Here is a 17,286-nt window from a genome sequence, read left to right on the forward strand (position 1 = left end):
CCGTGCCGGCCCCGGGATCCGCGCTCAGTACCGCAGTTCGATGGTCAGGGGGGCCGGGGAGTCCGCGGGCCGGGCGCCCACGGCCCGGTCCAGCGGATCGCCGGCGTGATCGAGGAGCGTCCCCGCGATCCGGAGGAAGGCGCGCCCGAGCGCGGCGAGCGCGTCGGCGTCGGCGCGGGCGCGGGGCGCCACGATCTCGACGTCCAGGGTGTCCGCGCGCTCCGTGACGTCGAACCACAGCGGGGTGTGGGCACCGAAGACCACCTCGGACCGGGGCGCGTCGTCGGCGGCGGTCCGGGGCCCGAGGGTCGGCGTCCGCGGCTGGAGGGTCAGGCCGACGTCGGCGAGCGGCGCGTCGGCGGCCAGTCCCAGTGCCCGGCCGATGTCCCCCGGCGGGACCCACCGGTGGGCGAGCGCGTCGCGGACCGACCGGCGCACGGAGGCCAGCAGAGCGGCGAAGGACGCGTGCGGCTCGACGCGGTCGCGGATGCCGACGGTGTTGATCAACGGGCCGAGCTGCTCGTCGAGGAGGGGACCGTCCCGCAGCGACACCGGCGACAGCACGACGAGGTCGGTCTGCCCGGTCATGGCGAACAGGAACGCCTTGACCAGGGCGTGCAGTCCGCCGAACAGCGTCGCGCCGGTGTCCGCGCAGAGCGCCCGCAGCGCGCGGGTGCGGCGGGCGTCCAGGCTCACCCACCGGCGGCACCCGAGGAAGTCCCGGGGCCCCGACGGGCGGCCGATCCCGAGCGGCGTGAGATCGGGGCGGGTGTGCTCCGTCCCGGCCAGCCGCTCCGCCCACCAGGCCAGTCCGGCGCGCCCGGCGGGGCTCTCCAGGTGGGCGAGGTGGTGGGCGGCGACGTCGCGGAACTGACGCGCCGGCGGACGGGGAGCGGCCCCGCCGTTCCGCCGCGCCCGCTGGTCGCGCCGCCACCACCGGGCGAGGACGTCGCAGGACAGGCCGTCCCACACGATGTGGTGGGCGGTGAGCACGGCGAGGGTCGTCCCGCCGGGCCGCCGGACCAGGTGGAGCCGGAACAGGGGCCCCTCGGCCAGATCCAGCGGCTCGGCCGCCTCCTCGTGGAGCAGTGCGCGCAGGTCCCCGGCGGCGGGGGAGCGGGACAGGTCGGTCAGCCGGAGGGCGTCCTCGTGGCCGTGCGGCCGGATCCGCTGCCGGGGGCGGTCGCCGACCAGGGGGAACCCGGTGCGCAGGATCTCGAAGGACTCGACGAGCCCGGCGAACGCCGCGCGGGCGGCCGCGGGGTCCCACGGCGTGCCGAGGTCCAGGACCTCGGGCAGCGCCGCGGGCGTCTCCGGGTCCCGGAACTGGTCGAGCAGCCAGAACTCCGACTGCGCGGGCGACAGCGGGTGGTCGTCGGCGTCCGGGACCCGGCGGATCGCGGCCGGCGGGCCGGCGGGCCGCCGCGCGGCCGGTGCGCGGCGGGCGTCGATCAGCTCCGCCTGGCGGGCGAGGGTGGGGTACGTCAGCACGTCCTCCAGCGCGAGGGCCGCGCCCAGCTCCTCCTCGACCCGGGTCACCAGCACCACGGCCAGCAGGGAGTGGCCTCCGAGGGCGAAGAAGTCGTCGTCGGGAGCGGGGTCGGGGCGTCCCAGCACTTCGCCCCACAGCGCCCGCAGCACGGCCGCCGTACCGGACGCGGAACCGCGCGGGGCCGGTGCGGCGGGGCCGTCCGACCGGTCCCCCGCCGGGGACCGCGCGAGGCCGGCGGACCGGGCGTGGAGCGCGTCCAGGTCCACTTTGCCGCTGGCCGTGACCGGCCAGTCGGCCACGGTGACGAACCGGTCGGGGACCATGGCCGGGAGCAGCAGCTCCCGCAGCCGCCGCCGTAGCGCGGGGATCCGCTCCCGGTCGCGGTCGTCGACGTAGGCGACCAGCGACGGGGTTCCGGCGGACCCCGTCCGGGCGTCGGTCGCGGCGTCGCCGGTCAGCAGGCCGGTGCCCAGGATCGCGGCGCGGACCTCGTCCAGCTCCACCCGGTGACCGCGGATCTTCACCTGGCGGTCCCGCCGCCCCGCGAACACCAGGTCACCGGAGGGCAGGCGCCGGGCGAGGTCCCCCGAGCGGTACCGGCGGCGGGGCGGGAGCCCGTCCGGCGCGTGCGTCCCGAAGACGCGGGCGGTCTCGTCGGGCCGGCCGAGGTAGCCGCGGGCCACGGTGGGCCCGCTGATGACGATCTCCCCGACGGCGCCGTCGGGGACCGGGCGCCCGTCCGCGTCGAGCAGGTCCACGCTCGTCGTCCCGATCGGGCGGCCGATGTTCTGCGCGTCGGACGGCGGTCCGGGCGCCTCGGAGGGATCGAGCCGCTTGAAGGTGGTGAAGACGGTGGTCTCGGTGATGCCGTAGCCGTTGACGACGTCCGCCCCCGGTACGTGTCCGGCGAAGCGCCGGACGGCCCCGGGGCGGATGGGCTCCCCGCCGAGCACCACGTAGCGCAGCCGGTCCGGCGCGCGGCCGGGCCGGCGGTCGAGCTCGTCCACCAGCCGCTCGAAGGTGCTCGGGACCTGGGACAGCACGGTCACACCGTGCCGCACGAGGGCCGGGAGCAGCCGGCGCGCGTCCCGGCGGGTGGCCTCGGGGACGATGACGACCCGGGCACCCCGGGACAACGGGAGGTGGACCTCCCAGACGGAGAAGTCGAACGCGATCGAATGGGTGCACGTCCAGACGTCGTCCTCGCGGAACTCGAACGGCCAGCCGCCCGCCCACAGCAGCGCGAGGGCGTTCGCGTGCTCCACCACGACGCCCTTGGGCGTGCCGGTGCTGCCGGAGGTGTAGATGACGTACGCGGGGTCGTCCGCGCCGCACGCCGGAGGGAGGCCGTCCGCCTTCTCGTCGTCGTCCCGCGCGTCGGGCACCTCGTCCAGGGCGAGTACGGGAAGCCCCTCCAGCCCCTCGGGGAGCAGGCCGCGGCCGTGGCCGTCGACCACCAGGAGGGCCGGCCGGGAGTCCTCCAGCACGGCCCGGCGGCGCGCCTCGGGGTGGGCCGGGTCGATCCCGAGGAAGGCGCCGCCCGCCTTGAGGATCGCGAGCTGGGTGACGGGCACCCGCTCGGTGCGCTCGACCGTGTAGCCGACGATCCGCCCGGGCCCCACGCCGAACTCGTCGCGCAGCCGGCGGGCGAGCCGGTCGGCCCTGCGGTCGAGCTCCCCGTAGGTGAGGACCCGGTCCTCGCACACCACGGCGGGGCGCCCGGGAGTGAGCCGGGCGTGCCGTTCCACCGCCGTGTGCAGCAGGACCGGTGCCGTGGCGGTCGGCGCGGCGGCGGCCACCGCGGCGACGGTGGTGCCGGACGAGTGCGGGAGGGCCGCGATCGTGGTGGACAGGCCGGCGACCCAGCGTTCGACCGTCGTGCTCGCGAAGAGGTGGGAGTCGTACTCCACCTCGCCGCGCAGCCCGCCCTCGTCCTCCACGAAGGTGACGATCATGTCGAGTTTGCCGACGCCGCGATCGACGTCGACCCGGCGGGCGCGGGGCTCCCCCCACACTGCCTCCGTCCGGGCCCCGGGCGCGTTCTGCAGGACCAGCATCACGTCGAACAGGGCCGAGCGCCCGGGGTCGCGCACCAGGCCGAGATCCCGGACGACCAGGTCGAGGGGGTACTCCTCGTGGGCGAACGCGTCCAGGGCGGCCGACCGGACCCCGGCGAGGAGCTCGTCCACCGACGCCTGGGGGTCCACGTACGTCCGGAGGGCCACGCTGTTGACGAAGGAGCCGAGGACGTCCTCCAGATCGACGTGCGGCCGGCCGGCCACCGGAGTGCCGACGATCAGGTCGCGCTGCCCCGTCAGCCCGTGCAGCCACACGCAGACCGCGGTGAGCAGACCCATGAACAGGGTGGCCCGGCGTTCCCCGGCCCACGACCGCAGCGCGCCGGTCACCTCGGGGCCGAGCACGAAGCGCCGCACGTCGGCGCCGGGAGCCTTCGCCGCGCCGCGCGGGGCGTCCAGCGGGAGGGCGAGGGCCGGTGGCGGCCCGGCCAGCCGGTCCGTCCAGAAGCGCCGCAGCCGCCGTCCCGCCGGCCCGGCGAGCCGCGCACGCTCCCAGGCGGCGTAGTCGCGGTACTGGAGGCGGGCGGGCGGCGGCTCGGCCGGGCCGTCCCCGGTGGCGAGGGCCCGGCACCGCGCCGCCAGCTCGGTGAGCATGAGGGTCAGCGACCAGGTGTCGCTGATCAGGTGGTGGATCACGAGGTACAGCACGGTTCCCCGGTCCGCCGCCGCCGGGGCGATGAGCCCGAGCCGCAGGAGGGGGCCCGCCTCGGTGTCGAACGGCCGCTCGCTCACGGTGCGCAGCAGGCGGGACGGGTCGGCCGCCGTGGTGTGCTCCACGGGCACCCAGCCGGGCTCGGGGGGCCGGACGCGCTGCACGAGCTCCCCGTCCACCAGCGAGAACGTCGTGCGGAGGATCTCGTGCCGGGCGACGAGACCGTCCACCGCCGTGCGCAGGACGCCGGGGTCGGGGACCTCCGTCAACTCGACGCCGATGGCGATGTTGTACGCCGAGGACGTGGCGTCGAAGCGGCTCGCGATCCAGTGGCGGAGCTGGCTGTGGGACGCCGGGACCGCCGCGGCCGGCGGCGTGGGCTCCAGGCGGGCGACCCGGCACGCGGCGTGGTCGCAGCCCCGGACCACCTCCGCCTGCGCGCGGATCGTGGGGTGCGCGAAGATCGTGATCACGTCCAGGCGCCCGCACACCCCCGCCGCCGCGCGCGTGGCCACCCGCGCGGCGTCCAGTGAGGTGGCGCCCCGGGCCAGCACGTCGTCGTCCGGGCCGGGCGCCGCACCGTCCAGGACGTCGCGCCACAGGGCGGCGAGGACGTCCTCGGCCGATCCCGGCGGGCCGGCGGCCTCGCGCGCCGCCGGGCCGCCCGGAGGCGCCGGGCGCGCCGTGGGGAGGGCTTCGACGTCGACCTTGTCGTGCGCGGTCCGGGGGAAGGCGTCCAGCACGTGGACGACCTCGGGGACCATGCCGGACGGCAGGAACGCGCCCGCGTGCGCGCGGAGGGCCTCCGGATCCGGCGGGGCGGACGGCGCCGCGCGGGTCACCCAGGCGGTCAGCCGCCCGCCGCCCGCCTCCGCCGACGGGCCGCCGCCCACCACGCGGACGACGGCCTCGTCCACGGCGGGATGGCGGCACAGCACGGCCTCGACCTCGGCCGGGGCGACGCGCAGGCCCCGGACCGACAGCTCGTCGTCGAGCCGCCCCAGGAACTCCAGGTTCCCGTCGGCGCGCCACCGGACCCGGTCCCCGCTGCGGTAGAGCGGCTCCTGCCCTGCGACAGGGCGCCGCACGAAGCGCTCGCCGGTCAGCTCGGCGTCGTTCAGGTAGCCGGCGGCCAGGCAGCGCCCGCGCACGTACAGTTCGCCCGGCACGCCCAGCGGCGTGAACCGCCCGTGGCGGTCGAGCACGGCGACGCCGACCCCCGGGATCGGACGGCCGACGGGCACGGGCTCGCCGACCGGCCCGGCCGAGCAGTCGAACGACGTGACGTCCACGCAGACCTCGGTCGCCCCCCACCCGTTGAGCAGGTGGGCGCCCCCGCGGCGGCCGACGACCTCCTCGAACAGCCCGACCAGCCACGGGTGCAGGGTCTCCGCGCCGGCCAGGACCCACCGCAGCGACGAGAGCGCGGGCTGGAGACCGAGCGCGGCCACGTGTTCGAGCAGGCTGCGCAAGGGGGAGGGCACCAGGTCCACCACGGTGACCCGTTCGCGCTCGATGGCGTCGAGCACCCGCGCCGGGTCGCGTTCGTGGCCGGTGGGCAGGAACCACACGCGGCCCCCGACCGGCAGCAGCCGGAACATCTCGCAGACGGCGGGGTCGAACGAGAGCGCCGTCCGCCCGAGCGAGACGTCCTCGGGGCCGAGGGCGAGGTGGTCGATGAGCCACCGCTGACGGTTGACGAACGACCGGTGGCGCACCAGCACACCCTTCGGCTCGCCCCGGGAGCCGGACGTGAACATGAGGTACGCGAGGTCGTCGCCGTGCGACCGCGGGAACTCGGGGCGCGCGTCGGCCGGACCGAGGTCCTCCAGGACGACGGCGGGGCGGTCCGCCGGGAGCGCGGCCCGGGCGGCCCGGGTGGTCACGGCCAGCCGCACCCCGGCCGCCGCCAGCAGCCGGGCCCGCCGGGCCGCGGGCAGCGTGGGGTCGAGCAGGAAGAACGCGCCTCCGGCGGTGAGCACGCCGAGGGCCGCGGTGAGCGTCGCGCAGGACCGCTCGGCGACGACGGCCACGATCTCCCCCCGCGCGATCCCGCGCGTCAGCAGGGCCCCCGCCACGTGCTCGGAGCGCTCCACGAGCTGACGGTAGGTGAGGCGCTCCGCGTCGCAGGCCGCCGCGGTCCGCTCGGGGTGGCGGCCGGCCGCGGCCCGGACGAGGGCGTGGATCGTCGTCTCCGCCGGGACCCGGGACGGCAGGCCCGTGAGCCACCGCCGCTGGGCGTCGGTCTCGGCGGGGGAGAGCACCGGCAGCGCGGCGAGGTCCTGCTCGGGGCGGGCGGTACCGGCGGCGAGCACACGGGCGGCCGCCTCCCGGAGAGCGGCACCGGACGCGTGCGGGTGTTCGAGGGCGAGGGTTGGGGCGGCACCGGGCCGCAGGATGAGCTCGCCCCGGGCCGCGGGCCCGTCCCCCGGGGCACCGGCGTCCGCGACGGCGACGGTCCAGCGGCCCGCGGGCCGGGGGGCGGGGAGCCGGTTCGCGAGGGCCGAGCGCACGTGGGCGAAGGAGCGCGAGGGGGAGCAGTCCACGGTGACGCCGTGCGCCGCGGTGGTCCCGTCCGCCGGTTCCACGGTGACGACCAGGTCGAGCCGGTCCCGGTCCACGTACCGCTGGAGGACGATGACGGCGGCCGCGAGGACGTCGTGGACGGAGTGGTGGCCGCCGTCGCCGCCCTCGGCCCGGGGCGGAGCCCCGGTGTGCACCGGGCTCATGCGCCGCCGCCCCCTTCCGGGCCCGCCGGCGACCGCGGTGCGGAGAGCATGTCGGACACGGTGCGCACGTCGGAGGGCGGGAGCGGGGCGGACGGCTCGGGCAGCCGCAGCGGCGGCGTCGTGCCGGACCGGTACCCGGCCGGCCCTTGGTACTCGGACACCTCGCCCGCCCAGTTGCGCAGGACCGCCCGTTCCGGCGACAGGCTGAGCAGGTAGTTCGGAGCGACCGGGATCTTCCCGCCGCCACCGGGGCTGTCGATCACATAGGTCGGGACCGCGTAGCCGCTGATGTGCCCCCGCAGGCCCTCGATGATCTCGATGCCCTTGGTGACGCTCGTCCTGAAGTGGCCCGCGCCCCGCACGGAGTCGCACTGGTACAGGTAGTAGGGGCGCACGCGGATCCGCACGAGCTCGGTGCACAGCCGGCGCTGCACCTCGACGCTGTCGTTGATCCCCGCGAGGAGGACCGCCTGCGCGCCGATGGGGGCGCCGGTGCGGGCGAGGCGGGAGCAGGCCGCGGCGAGTTCCGGGGTGATCTCGTACGGATGGTTCACATGGATGTTCACCCACATCGGGTGATTCGCCTCGATGATGTCGCACAATTCGTCGTCCACGACGAACGGATTGAAGACCGGGGCGCGCGTGCCGAGCCTGATGATTTCGACATGCGGGATCTCCCGGATTTCCGCGACGATCTCGGCCAGCCGTTTGCGCGCCATCGACAGGGGATCGCCACCGCTGATGAGGACGTCACGCACCCGCGGCGACTCCCGGATGTACCGGATCTGCTCCCGCCAGTCCGTTCGGCTGTAATTCTGCTGCCCGTCCCCGACGAATCGGCTCCGCGTACAGTACCGGCAATACGACGTGCAGGAACTGGTGACGAGCATGACGAGCCGGTCGGGGTACTTGTGGATGATTCCGCGCACCGGCTCGTGCTCGACCTCCGAATTGGCGTCGGGCAGCCATCCGTCGAAGGCCTCCATCTCCCGCGAGGTGGGAACGACCTGGCGCCGCAGCGGGCACCGCGGGTCGTCCCCGTCGATGAGGCTGAGGAAGTACGGGGTGATGTCCACCCGGAACAGGTCGTCCGAGCCGAGGGCGCTCTCCTCCTCCTCGGTGAGCTTGATCACCTCGCGCAGCTGCGAGGCGCGGCGCAGCCGGTGGGTCATCTGCCAGCGCGGGTCGGTCCACTCGGCCTCGGGGACGTCCGCCCATCGGGGATGACGGGCACCCGATTCACTCCGCACACCGCTTGGCATCTGCAACCTCCGGCTTGATCCGGGCGAACCGAGTTTCCACCATAGGCACATTCCCGACGGCTGTTCAAGTAATACTGAATTGCCCTTCAGGTGCTGTGCACGGCATTTTTAAGGTCCTTTTTCAGGTGCTTTTTAGAACGTTTTTAGAGTCGCCGCCCGATGGCTTCCGGGCTCTCTGGCGCGCCGGGGGACGGCTCTGGTACACCATTTCGGTGCGTCGAATTTGTTCGTTCCGGTCGGGCCGATCGCGGCCGGACCGTCCGGCCGGCCTGGAATCAGGGGTGGAGCGGTGACTGGGACTACCGGGAAAGTGTTCACCTGGAATCCACGGCCGGGGGGCCTCGACCGCGTGGGAATCGAGGACGACAGCCTGCGGGACGGGTTGCAGGGCGCCTTCGTGCGCCACCCCGCGCTCGACGAGAAGAAGGCGCTCCTGGAGTCCTCCGCGGCGATCGGGGTCCAGGCCGCCATGCTCGGGTTCCCCTCCGCCTCGCCGGGCGCCCGGGCCGAGGCGGGCCGCCTCGTCGAGCACCTGGATCGCCGGGGCGTCCCGCTCGTCCCGCGCTTCCTGGCGCTGGCCGACCCGGCGAGCATCGCCCCGATCACCGAGCTCGACCGCGGCAGCGACCGGGACGTGTGGGCCGACTTCTTCGTCGGGTGCAGCCCGCTGCGGCGGCGCGTCGAGGGCTGGACCCTCGACAGCGTCCTCGACCGCATCACATCGGCCGGGGCGGCGGCCCGCGAGGCCGGCACGCGGTTCGGCGTCAGCCTGGAGGACGCCACCCGCACGCCGCCCGAGGAACTCGCCCGGATGGTCGACGCGGCGGTCGGGGTGGGGGCGGAGGTGCTCACCGTCTGCGACACGGTGGGGGAGTCGACACCCGAGGGCGCCGCGCGCGTCGTGCGGGCGGTGCGCGAGGCCGCGCGCGGCGCGGCGGCCGGCCGCGGCCCGGAACCGGAGATCTGGTGGCACGGCCACGACGACCGCGGATTCGCGCTGGCGAATGCCATCGCCGCCGCCGAGGCCGGGGCGGACACCATCAGCGGCGCGTTCCTCGGCCTGGGGGAGCGGGCCGGGAACACCGCGCTCGAACTGGTCGTGATGTACCTCTACCAGGCCGGACACCCGGGCTACCGGCCGGACCGGGTGCTCGGCCACTGCCGCCGGCTCGCGGAGGCGACGGGCATGCCGGTGCGGCCGAACGCCCCCCTGATCGGCGATCAGGCGTTCGCCACGTGCACGGGGACCCATGTCGCGGCGCTGGTCAAGGCGCGCCGCTGGGGACGTGAGACGGAGGACCTGGTCTTCTCCAGCGTGCCCGCCGCCGCGCTCGGACGCACTCAGACGATCATGGTCGGCCCGACGAGCGGACGGGCCGCCGCCCGCGAGGCCCTCGCCTCGATCGGCGCCCCGGCCGACGAGGACACCGTGGAAGCGGTCCTGGCGCGCGCCCGGTCCCGGGACCGGTGGCTCCCGCCGTCGGAGATCCGCGCACTGCTCGGGACCGGAGGTGCGCCGGCATGATCCCGCAGAGCATGACCAGCAAGATCCTCGCCCGGGCGGCGGGCCGGGACCACGTGGTCGCCGGGGAGATCGTCGAGATCGCGATCGACATGGCGTTCACCCACGACCCCGTCTGCGAGGGCCTCCGCCGAGAGTTCCACGACGCGTTCGGTCCGGACGCCACCGTCTGGGATCCCGACCGGATCGCCCTCTTCGAGGACCACCTCGTGCCGGCCAAGGACGCCGAGTCGCGGCGGCTCGCCGCGAGCATGGCGCGGTTCGCCGCCGAGCAGGGCATCACCCACCACTACCCGTACGGCGAGAACTACGGCATCTGCCACGTGATGATGTGCGAGGAGGGGTTCGTCCAGCCCGGGACGGTGGTCCTCGGCACGGACTCCCACTCGGTGACCTACGGGGCGTTCAACGCCTTCGGCTCCGGCGTCGGCATGATCGACATGGTGAACGCCTTCTACACGGGCGACTTGTGGTTCCGGGTCCCGGAGACCGTCGAGGTCCGGATCGAGGGTGTCCTCCCCCCGGGTGTGCTGGCGAAGGACGTGATCCTGACCCTCATCGGCGACCTCGGCCTGGGCGGCGCCTCCGGCCGGTCGATCGAGTTCTCCGGCTCCACGGTCGACGCGATGTCGGTCGAGGAGCGCATGACGCTGTGCAACATGGTCGTGGAGGCCGGGGCGGTCAACGGGATCATGAGCCTCTCGGCCGCCGCCGCGGACTACCTGGCCACCAGGCCGCGCACCACCGCCTACCAGCCGGTGACCGGCGACCCCGGAGCGCCGGTCGCGCGGCGCCTGGAATACCGCGCCGAGCGCCTGCGCCCCGCCGTCGCCTACCCGCACCGACCGGACAACGTGCGCTCCATCGACGAGGCGATGGCCGACCGCATCCGGGTGGACCAGGTCTACATCGGGTCCTGCACCGGTGCGAAGTACGACGACATCGAGGTGGCCGCCGCCGAGCTGGCCGGCCGGCGCGTGGCGCCGGGGGTCCGCCTCATGATCGTGCCGGCCACCATGGGGATCTACCGCCGGCTGATCCTGTCCGGCGTCATGAGCACGCTGCTCGCCGCCGGGGCCGTGATCGAGTCGCCCGGCTGCAAGGCGTGCTACGGCGCGCACGGCGGCGTCGTCGGGGACGGCGAGGTGTGCCTGTCCACGACCAACCGCAACTTCCGCGGGCGCATGGGGAACCCCAAGTCGTCCGTCTACCTGGCATCGCCGGTCATCGCCGCGCGCAGCGCGCTCGCCGGCCTGATCACGGAGTAGCCGGTGACGCCGACCACACCACCGACGGTGCTCGTCCTCCCCGGCGAGGGGATCGGACCGGAAGTCGTACGCGTCGGACGCGCCGTCCTCGAACACGTCCTCGACCGGGCCGGGTTGCCCGCCACCATCAGCGAACACGCCGTGGGCCGCCCGGCGTACGAGCGCACCGGGCAGTGGCTGCCCGACCCCGTGCGGGACGCGCTCGACCAGGCCGCGGCGGAACCGCGCGGCGCCGTCCTCTTCGGCGCGACGGCGGACGAGCCGATCGGCGAACTCCGCAGCCGCTACGACCTGTACGCCAACCTCCGCCCGGCCCGCCCGCTGCCGGCCCTGCACGCCGTCTCACCCCTCCGGCCCGAGCGCCTGGAAGGCGTGGACGTGCTGATCGTGCGGGAACTGGTGTCGGACGTGTACTACGGGCGCCGCAGGACGGGCACCGACGCGGGGCGGCGGTGGGCCGGACAGGAGATGTACTACCGGGAGGACGAGGTCCGCCGCATCGTGCGCTGCGGCCTCGGGCACGCCGAGGCCCGGCGCCGCCACCTCACCCTGGTGCACAAGGCCAACGCCATCCCCGACGTCTTCGGGCTGTGGCTGGACGTCCTCGCCGAGGAGCGCGCGGCCTACCCGCACGTCGAGGTCCAGGACAGGTACGCCGACACCATGGCGATGGAACTCGTCCTGCGGCCGGCGGACTTCGACGTCATCGTGACCGGAAACCTGTTCGGCGACCTGCTCTCCGAGATCACCGGCGCGGTGCTGGGATCGCTGGGACTGATGCCCTCGGCGTCCCTGAGCCCCACCGGGTTCGCGCTGTACGAGCCGGTCGGCGGCACGGCCCCCGACATCGCCGGCACGGGACGCGCCAACCCGCTCGGGACGATCGGCTCCGTCGAGCTGATGCTGCGGCACACCTTCGGCGCCCCCCGATGGGCCGACCGCCTGGCCGCCGCCGTCGCCCTGGCGGTCGGGCTGTGGCGCACCCCCGACATCGCCGGCCCGGGGGACAAAACGTGCACCACCGAGGAGATGGGCGCCGCGGTGTGCGACGCGTTCGACGCAGTGGCGACGGAGGAGGCGACGGAGTGATGACCCCACCCACACCCGGCGGACCGGGCGGGACCCCCGACGACGCCCCGCGGGACTACGACGACGCGGTCCACCGGGCCGGCTACCGCGGGGTGTTCGGCCCCGCGACCTCGTTCCTCGGACTGCCCCGGTGCGACCAGGGTCCCACCGGGTACGCGGGCGCCGACGTGGTGATCCTCGGCGCGCCCTTCGACGGCACCACGTCCCACCGGCCGGGGGCGCGCTTCGGGCCCCAGGCCATCCGGCGGGCCGACTACCTGCCCCACGTCCCCTACCGCCCCCACCTCGGGCTCGGCATCGATCCGTTCGGCGAGCTGACCGTCGTGGACGCGGGGGACGTGCCCACCCCTCCCGGCGAGACGGAGCAGGCCCACGCGCTCCTGGAGCGCGCGGTGGGGGACGTCGTGGCCGCGGGCGCCGTTCCCTTCACCCTGGGCGGAGACCACAGCGTCGCCTGGCCCGCGATGCGGGGCATCGCCGGCCGACGCGGCGCCGGGACGTTCTCGGTCATCCACTTCGACGCCCACGCCGACATCGGCGACACCAGCGACTTCGGAACGAAGTACGGACACGGCACCGTGATGCGCCGGGTGCTGGAGGCGGGCATCGTGCCGGGAGACCGGTTCGTGCAGATCGGACTGCGCGGCTACTGGCCCGGACCGCGCACGCTCGCGTGGGCGTCCGAGCTGGGGGTCCGTTCGGTCACGATGCACGAGCTGCGCTCCCGGGGCCTCGACGCCTGCCTGGCCGCGGTCCTCGCGCAACTCGGCGACGGACCCGTCTATTTGACGATCGATATCGATGTGGTCGATCCGGGCATGGCCCCGGGGACGGGGACACCCGAACCGGGCGGGCTGACCAGCCGCGAACTCCTCGACGCCGTGCGGACCTGCGCCCAGCGCACGGACCTCGTCGGGGCGGAGGTCGTCGAGGTCTCGCCCCCCTACGACGGGCCGGGCGAGATCACCGCCTTCCTGGCCAACCGCGTCGTGCTGGAGGTGCTGTCGGGCATGGCGTGGCGACGCCGCGCCGCGTCGCAGGCCGGGAACGGAGGAGCACCCTCATGATGCTCAGCGGCCTCGCCTACGGGGTGGGGGACTTCGTGGACACCGACGTGATGAGCCCCGGCCGCTTCGAGCCCTACGAGGGGCCGGAGCAGCTCGCCCGGATCGCGCTGATCGACTACCCGGCCGCCACCCCGTTCGTCGATCCGGCGACGGGCCGCTCACCGTACACGGTCATCTTCGCCGGGACGGAGTTCGGCTGCGGTTCGAGCCGGGAGACCGCGCCGCAGGCCCTGCACCACGCCGGGGCCCGCGTGGTCGTCGCCAAGTCCTTCGGCAACATCTTCTTCCGGAACTGCGTCAACATGGGCCTGTTGTTCCCCGTCGTCGCCGACCACGGCCTGGACGAGTCCGTCACCGGCCGGCCCGTCACCGTGGACCTCACCCACCGGGTGGTGACCTGCGCCGGCCGCCGGATCGAATTCGCCGACCTCGGGCCCCTCCAGGGCATCGTCGACGTCGGCGGCCTCACTCCCTACACCCTCGCCCGCGTCCGGTCGGGACAGAAAAGGTGTGACCGATGAGTGCGCCCCACCCGTCCCCGCGACTCGTCTCGCTGCGTCCCGACGTCGTGGCCGAGCCCCTGATCGACCGCTGGTACGCGTGGTCGCACCTGCTCTCACCGGCCACGGCGGCGCGCAACATCGCCCGCCGTCACCTGCCCATCATGACCTCCTACCTGAAGGCACCGGCGGTGCACCGGCGGTCGGCCCGGACACCGGCCCTGGCCGGCGGCCCGTTCATGGACCTGGACGGAGACCGCTCGGCGGACGTCGAGGAACTGATCGGGACCACCCGGCGCCGCGCCGCGCGGCTGCTCGCACTCGACGCCGCGGTGGACGCCCTGCAGGACCTGCTGGCCGACGCCGACCCCCGCATGCCGCTCGAACAGCTCTACCCCCAGGTCCCGGAACCACTCAAGGGCTACGTGGAACTCGTCTACGACCTGCGAGGCAACGCCTCCTTCCGGCTGATCGAGGCCCTGCTGTACCGCAGCGACTACGCCGCGCCCGACGGGCAGTCCCTCGCCCTGTCACCCCTGCGGGCGGACCGCCGCCCCTTCGTCCTGTCCACCCCCCGCCTCGACGCCGACGACCGGACCGTACTGCCCGTCGCCTTCGACCACCCCGGCCTCGACGTCATGTTCTCGACGACGCGCTCACCCAGGCCGTTCGGCGAGATCGCGGAGGCCCTGGAGCTCGGCCCCGACACGGCGGCGGCACTCGCACCGTTCTTCACCCCGGCCGATGCCTCCGCGGCGGCCCCGCCCCGGGAGCCCGTCGGGGCGCCGCGCCTCCGCTACCTCGGCCACGCCTGCGTCCTGGCCGAGAACGCCCACGGCTGCCTCCTGGTGGACCCGCTGCTCCCACCGGAGTTCCCGGGCGCCGGCCCCCGCCTGGCCGACGGCGACCTGCCCGACCGCATCGACCACGTCCTGATCACCCACGGACACCAGGACCACTTGGTGCTGGAGACACTCCTGCGCCTGCGCCACCGGATCGGGACGATCGTCGTCCCCCGCTCGGACGCGGGGTCGCTGCAGGACCCGTCGCCGCGCCTGGCGCTGGAGGCGGCGGGCTTCCCCCGGGTGATCGAGCTCGGGGAACTCCAGGAGACCGAGACGCCGGTGGGCCGGATCACGGCCGTGCCCTTCTTCGGCGAGCACGGCGATCTCGCCATCTCGGCGAAGACGGCGTGGCTGCTGGAGGCCGGGGGCCGGACCGTGCTCTTCGCCGCGGACACCGCCACGGTCGATCCCGACGCCTACGCGCACGTCCGGCGGGCCGTCGGCCGGGTGGACGTGCTCTTCCTGGGCATGGAGTGCGAGGGCGCCCCGCTGACCTGGCTCTACGGCCCCCTCTTCACCCCCGAGCCCGACCGCGAGGTCGCCGCGCGCCGGCGCCTGAACGGCAACGACGACCGCGGCGCGGCGGCCCTCGCCGAGGCGATGGGGTGCGGTCGGGCGTACGTGTACGCCATGGGCCACGAGCCGTGGGTGTGGTACCTGACGACGACGACCTTCGACGAGGCCGCGGTCCCGGTGCGGGCGGCCGAGCGGTTCGTGGCGGCCTGCCGGGCCCGGGGGATCGAGGCGCGGCGCCTGCACGGTTCGTGCGACCTGCCGTGGTGACGGCGGCGCACCCCGGTGCGACGAACCGTGCCACCGGGCCCACGTCGTTCCCCCCAGCCCGCAGAAAGGAGCGGCCGTGACCCCTCCCGACCCGCCCTCGACGGCCGAGCGGCTCATCCGCGGCCGGCGCGCGGTCCGCGCCTACCGGCCCGATCCCGTACCGGACACGGTGATCACCGCGATCTTCGACCTGGCCGCCGCCGCGCCGTCGAACGGCAACACCCAGCCCTGGTCGGTCGACGTCGTCAGCGCCGGGGCCCGCGAACGGCTCGGCGAGGCGCTGGTACGGGCCGCCGAGGAGGGGAAGCAGACCCCCGACTTCCCGGTGCGCCCGTACACGGGCGTGGCCGCGGAGCGCTGCGCCGCGGCCGGAGCGCTCATGTACGGAGCGCTGGGGGTCGCGCGCGGCGACCATGCCGGCCGGCGCCGGGCGTTCCTCGCGGGACTGCGCTTCTACGGAGCGCCGCACGTCGCGCTGCTGTCGCTCCCCGCCGACGCGGACGAACGCATGGCGGCCGACCTCGGCATCTACGCGCAGACCCTCATGCTCGCCATGACGGCCTACGGCGTCGCCAGCTGTCCGCAGGGAGTGCTCGGACTCTTCGCCGACGCGGTGCGCTCCGTCCTCGGCCCGACGACGGACAAGCTGTTGTTCGGCGTCTCGTTCGGCTACGCCGAACCGAAGGCGATGAGGGCGATGCCGGTGGTTCCCCGGGTACCGCTGGCGGAGACGACGCGCTTTCATCGGTGAACGGGCCGGGTCCCGGGCAGCCGGCAGGGCGCTTCCGCCGCGTTGTGTCCGGGCCCGGCGCACGGCCCGTCCCGGCGCGGCGTCACCGGCCGGGCGCGGGCTGGGGTCGAGTCGACGGTGTACCGGGCGGCGGCGGGCATGTCCGTTGCCCAAGAGGCGTGTTCGCGTGGTGGCGGGAGCGGTGCCGCGCGCGCCGAAGAGACGATGTCGCGGTGGCGTCCGTTGTCGTAGCCGCGGACGAGTTCGCGCTGTTGCGTGGCCTCCGGCGAGGTGGCGGCCGGGGGCCACACCGGCCAGGTCGATCGAGCGGCGGTCGGAGCGGACGGAGGTACCGCCGGGTGGTGGCCCGGATGCCCCGCCGGGCACCCGATGCCGTTCTCCGGCGGATTCGTCGGCAACGGGGTCAGCTCTGGGCGGTGGGCCGGACGACGATCTCGTTCACGTCGACGGTCGGCGGCTGGTCGATGGCGAACGCGATGGCCTGGGCGATCGCTTCGGGCGGTATCGCGATCCGGTCCCGCATCGCCGTGATCTCCGCTCGGACCCGCGGGTTCGTTGACGCCTCGGCGAAACCGGTGGCGACGACACCGGGCGAGACGGTGGTCACCCGCAGGGAGTCACCGGCTTCTTGGCGCAGTCCTTCGCAGATGGCGCGGACCGCGAACTTCGTGCCGGCGTAGACCGCCATGGCCGGCACGACGCGGAACGCGGCCGTGGACGCGATGGTGACGAAGTGGCCCGTGCCCTGGGCCCGGAAGACCGGCAGCGCGGCGCCGATGCCGTGCAGGACGCCCTTGATGTTGACGTCGACCATCCGGTCCCACTCGTCGACGCGCAGGTCGTCGAGCGGTGAGATCGTGCCGGCTCCGGCGTTGGCGACCAGTACGTCGAGCCGGCCGAAACGCTCGCCGGCGAGTGCGACCAGGGCGTGGAGGTCGTCCCGTCGGGTCACGTCCGTGCGGGTCTGCACGGCCGTGCCGCCCGACTTCTCGATCCGCGACACCAGCTCCGCGAGGCGCTCGGAGCGGCGAGCGCCCAGGACGAGGCGCGCGCCTCGCGCGGCGAGCAGCAGGGCGGTCGCCTCGCCGATGCCGCTGCCGGCTCCGGTGATCGCCACGACTTTGCCGTCGATTCCTGACACGGTGTCTTCCTCTTCCTTCTGAAGGGATTTCGGTGATCGCTCGGGGGCCGCGGCCGGAGGGCGCCACGGCACCGCGTCCGCAGGCCGCCGGTGAGGGCCGAACTGCC

The 17,286-nt window shown here is 74.8% G+C and carries 10 protein-coding genes; 7 read left to right on the forward strand and 3 right to left on the reverse strand.

Features of this window, described 5'->3' with window-relative positions:
- Positions 1-24: 24 nt before the first annotated feature.
- Positions 25-6,951: a non-ribosomal peptide synthetase gene (locus tag J7W19_RS27530; RefSeq protein ID WP_004941274.1), complete on the reverse strand. Its 6,927-nt coding sequence runs from the start codon at positions 6,949-6,951 to the stop codon at positions 25-27.
- A complete protein-coding gene (locus J7W19_RS27535; protein WP_201768197.1) occupies positions 6,948-8,201 on the reverse strand; it encodes a KamA family radical SAM protein in 1,254 nt (417 codons plus the stop codon). The genes J7W19_RS27530 and J7W19_RS27535 overlap by 4 nt, the downstream gene beginning before the upstream one ends.
- A gap of 361 nt (positions 8,202-8,562) precedes the next feature.
- Here J7W19_RS27535 and J7W19_RS27540 point away from each other — a divergent pair, with 361 nt between their 5' ends.
- The 7 genes from J7W19_RS27540 (at position 8,563) to J7W19_RS27570 (ending at position 16,038) form a co-directional block, all read left to right on the forward strand.
- On the forward strand, positions 8,563-9,738 hold the full coding sequence (locus J7W19_RS27540) for a 2-isopropylmalate synthase (RefSeq protein WP_158688743.1): 1,176 nt from the start codon (positions 8,563-8,565) through the stop codon (positions 9,736-9,738).
- Positions 9,735-11,003 (forward strand): 3-isopropylmalate dehydratase large subunit, encoded by a 1,269-nt coding sequence (locus J7W19_RS27545; protein WP_004941263.1) that lies wholly within the window; start codon positions 9,735-9,737, stop codon positions 11,001-11,003. The genes J7W19_RS27540 and J7W19_RS27545 overlap by 4 nt, the downstream gene beginning before the upstream one ends.
- Positions 11,004-11,006: 3 nt before the next feature.
- Positions 11,007-12,092, forward strand: a complete 1,086-nt coding sequence (locus J7W19_RS27550) for an isocitrate/isopropylmalate dehydrogenase family protein (RefSeq protein ID WP_004941258.1) — start codon at positions 11,007-11,009, stop codon at positions 12,090-12,092.
- Positions 12,092-13,159: an agmatinase gene (speB, locus tag J7W19_RS27555; protein ID WP_004941255.1), complete on the forward strand. Its 1,068-nt coding sequence runs from the start codon at positions 12,092-12,094 to the stop codon at positions 13,157-13,159. The genes J7W19_RS27550 and speB overlap by 1 nt, the downstream gene beginning before the upstream one ends.
- The gene (locus J7W19_RS27560) at positions 13,156-13,680 is read left to right on the forward strand and encodes a 3-isopropylmalate dehydratase small subunit (RefSeq protein WP_004941252.1); all 525 of its coding nucleotides are present in this window, start codon (positions 13,156-13,158) and stop codon (positions 13,678-13,680) included. The genes speB and J7W19_RS27560 overlap by 4 nt, the downstream gene beginning before the upstream one ends.
- The gene (locus J7W19_RS27565; RefSeq protein ID WP_004941248.1) at positions 13,677-15,287 is read left to right on the forward strand and encodes an MBL fold metallo-hydrolase; all 1,611 of its coding nucleotides are present in this window, start codon (positions 13,677-13,679) and stop codon (positions 15,285-15,287) included. Before J7W19_RS27560 ends, J7W19_RS27565 begins: the two co-directional genes overlap by 4 nt.
- Positions 15,288-15,363: 76 nt before the next feature.
- Positions 15,364-16,038, forward strand: a complete 675-nt coding sequence (locus J7W19_RS27570) for a nitroreductase (protein ID WP_004941245.1) — start codon at positions 15,364-15,366, stop codon at positions 16,036-16,038.
- A 403-nt stretch (positions 16,039-16,441) separates the two neighbouring features.
- On the opposite strand, the gene J7W19_RS27575 is transcribed toward J7W19_RS27570, so the two are convergent.
- Positions 16,442-17,179 carry an SDR family oxidoreductase gene (locus J7W19_RS27575; protein WP_040888546.1) on the reverse strand — a complete coding sequence of 246 codons (738 nt, stop codon included), beginning with the start codon at positions 17,177-17,179 and terminating at the stop codon, positions 16,442-16,444.
- Between the last annotated feature and the right edge of the window lie 107 nt (positions 17,180-17,286).

This window comes from Streptomyces mobaraensis NBRC 13819 = DSM 40847 (assembly GCF_017916255.1).
In the GTDB taxonomy this organism is placed as follows: Bacteria; Actinomycetota; Actinomycetes; order Streptomycetales; family Streptomycetaceae; genus Streptomyces; species Streptomyces mobaraensis.

Excerpts from the sequence above, each read along its gene's own strand:
- J7W19_RS27530 (WP_004941274.1), bottom strand. The coding sequence starts at position 6,951 with ATGAGCCCGGTGCACACCGGGGCTCCGCCCCGGGCCGAGGGCGGCGAC.
- J7W19_RS27545 (WP_004941263.1), top strand. The coding sequence starts at position 9,735 with ATGATCCCGCAGAGCATGACCAGCAAGATCCTCGCCCGGGCGGCGGGC.
- speB (WP_004941255.1), top strand. The coding sequence starts at position 12,092 with ATGACCCCACCCACACCCGGCGGACCGGGCGGGACCCCCGACGACGCC.
- J7W19_RS27560 (WP_004941252.1), top strand. The coding sequence starts at position 13,156 with ATGATGCTCAGCGGCCTCGCCTACGGGGTGGGGGACTTCGTGGACACC.
- J7W19_RS27565 (WP_004941248.1), top strand. The coding sequence starts at position 13,677 with ATGAGTGCGCCCCACCCGTCCCCGCGACTCGTCTCGCTGCGTCCCGAC.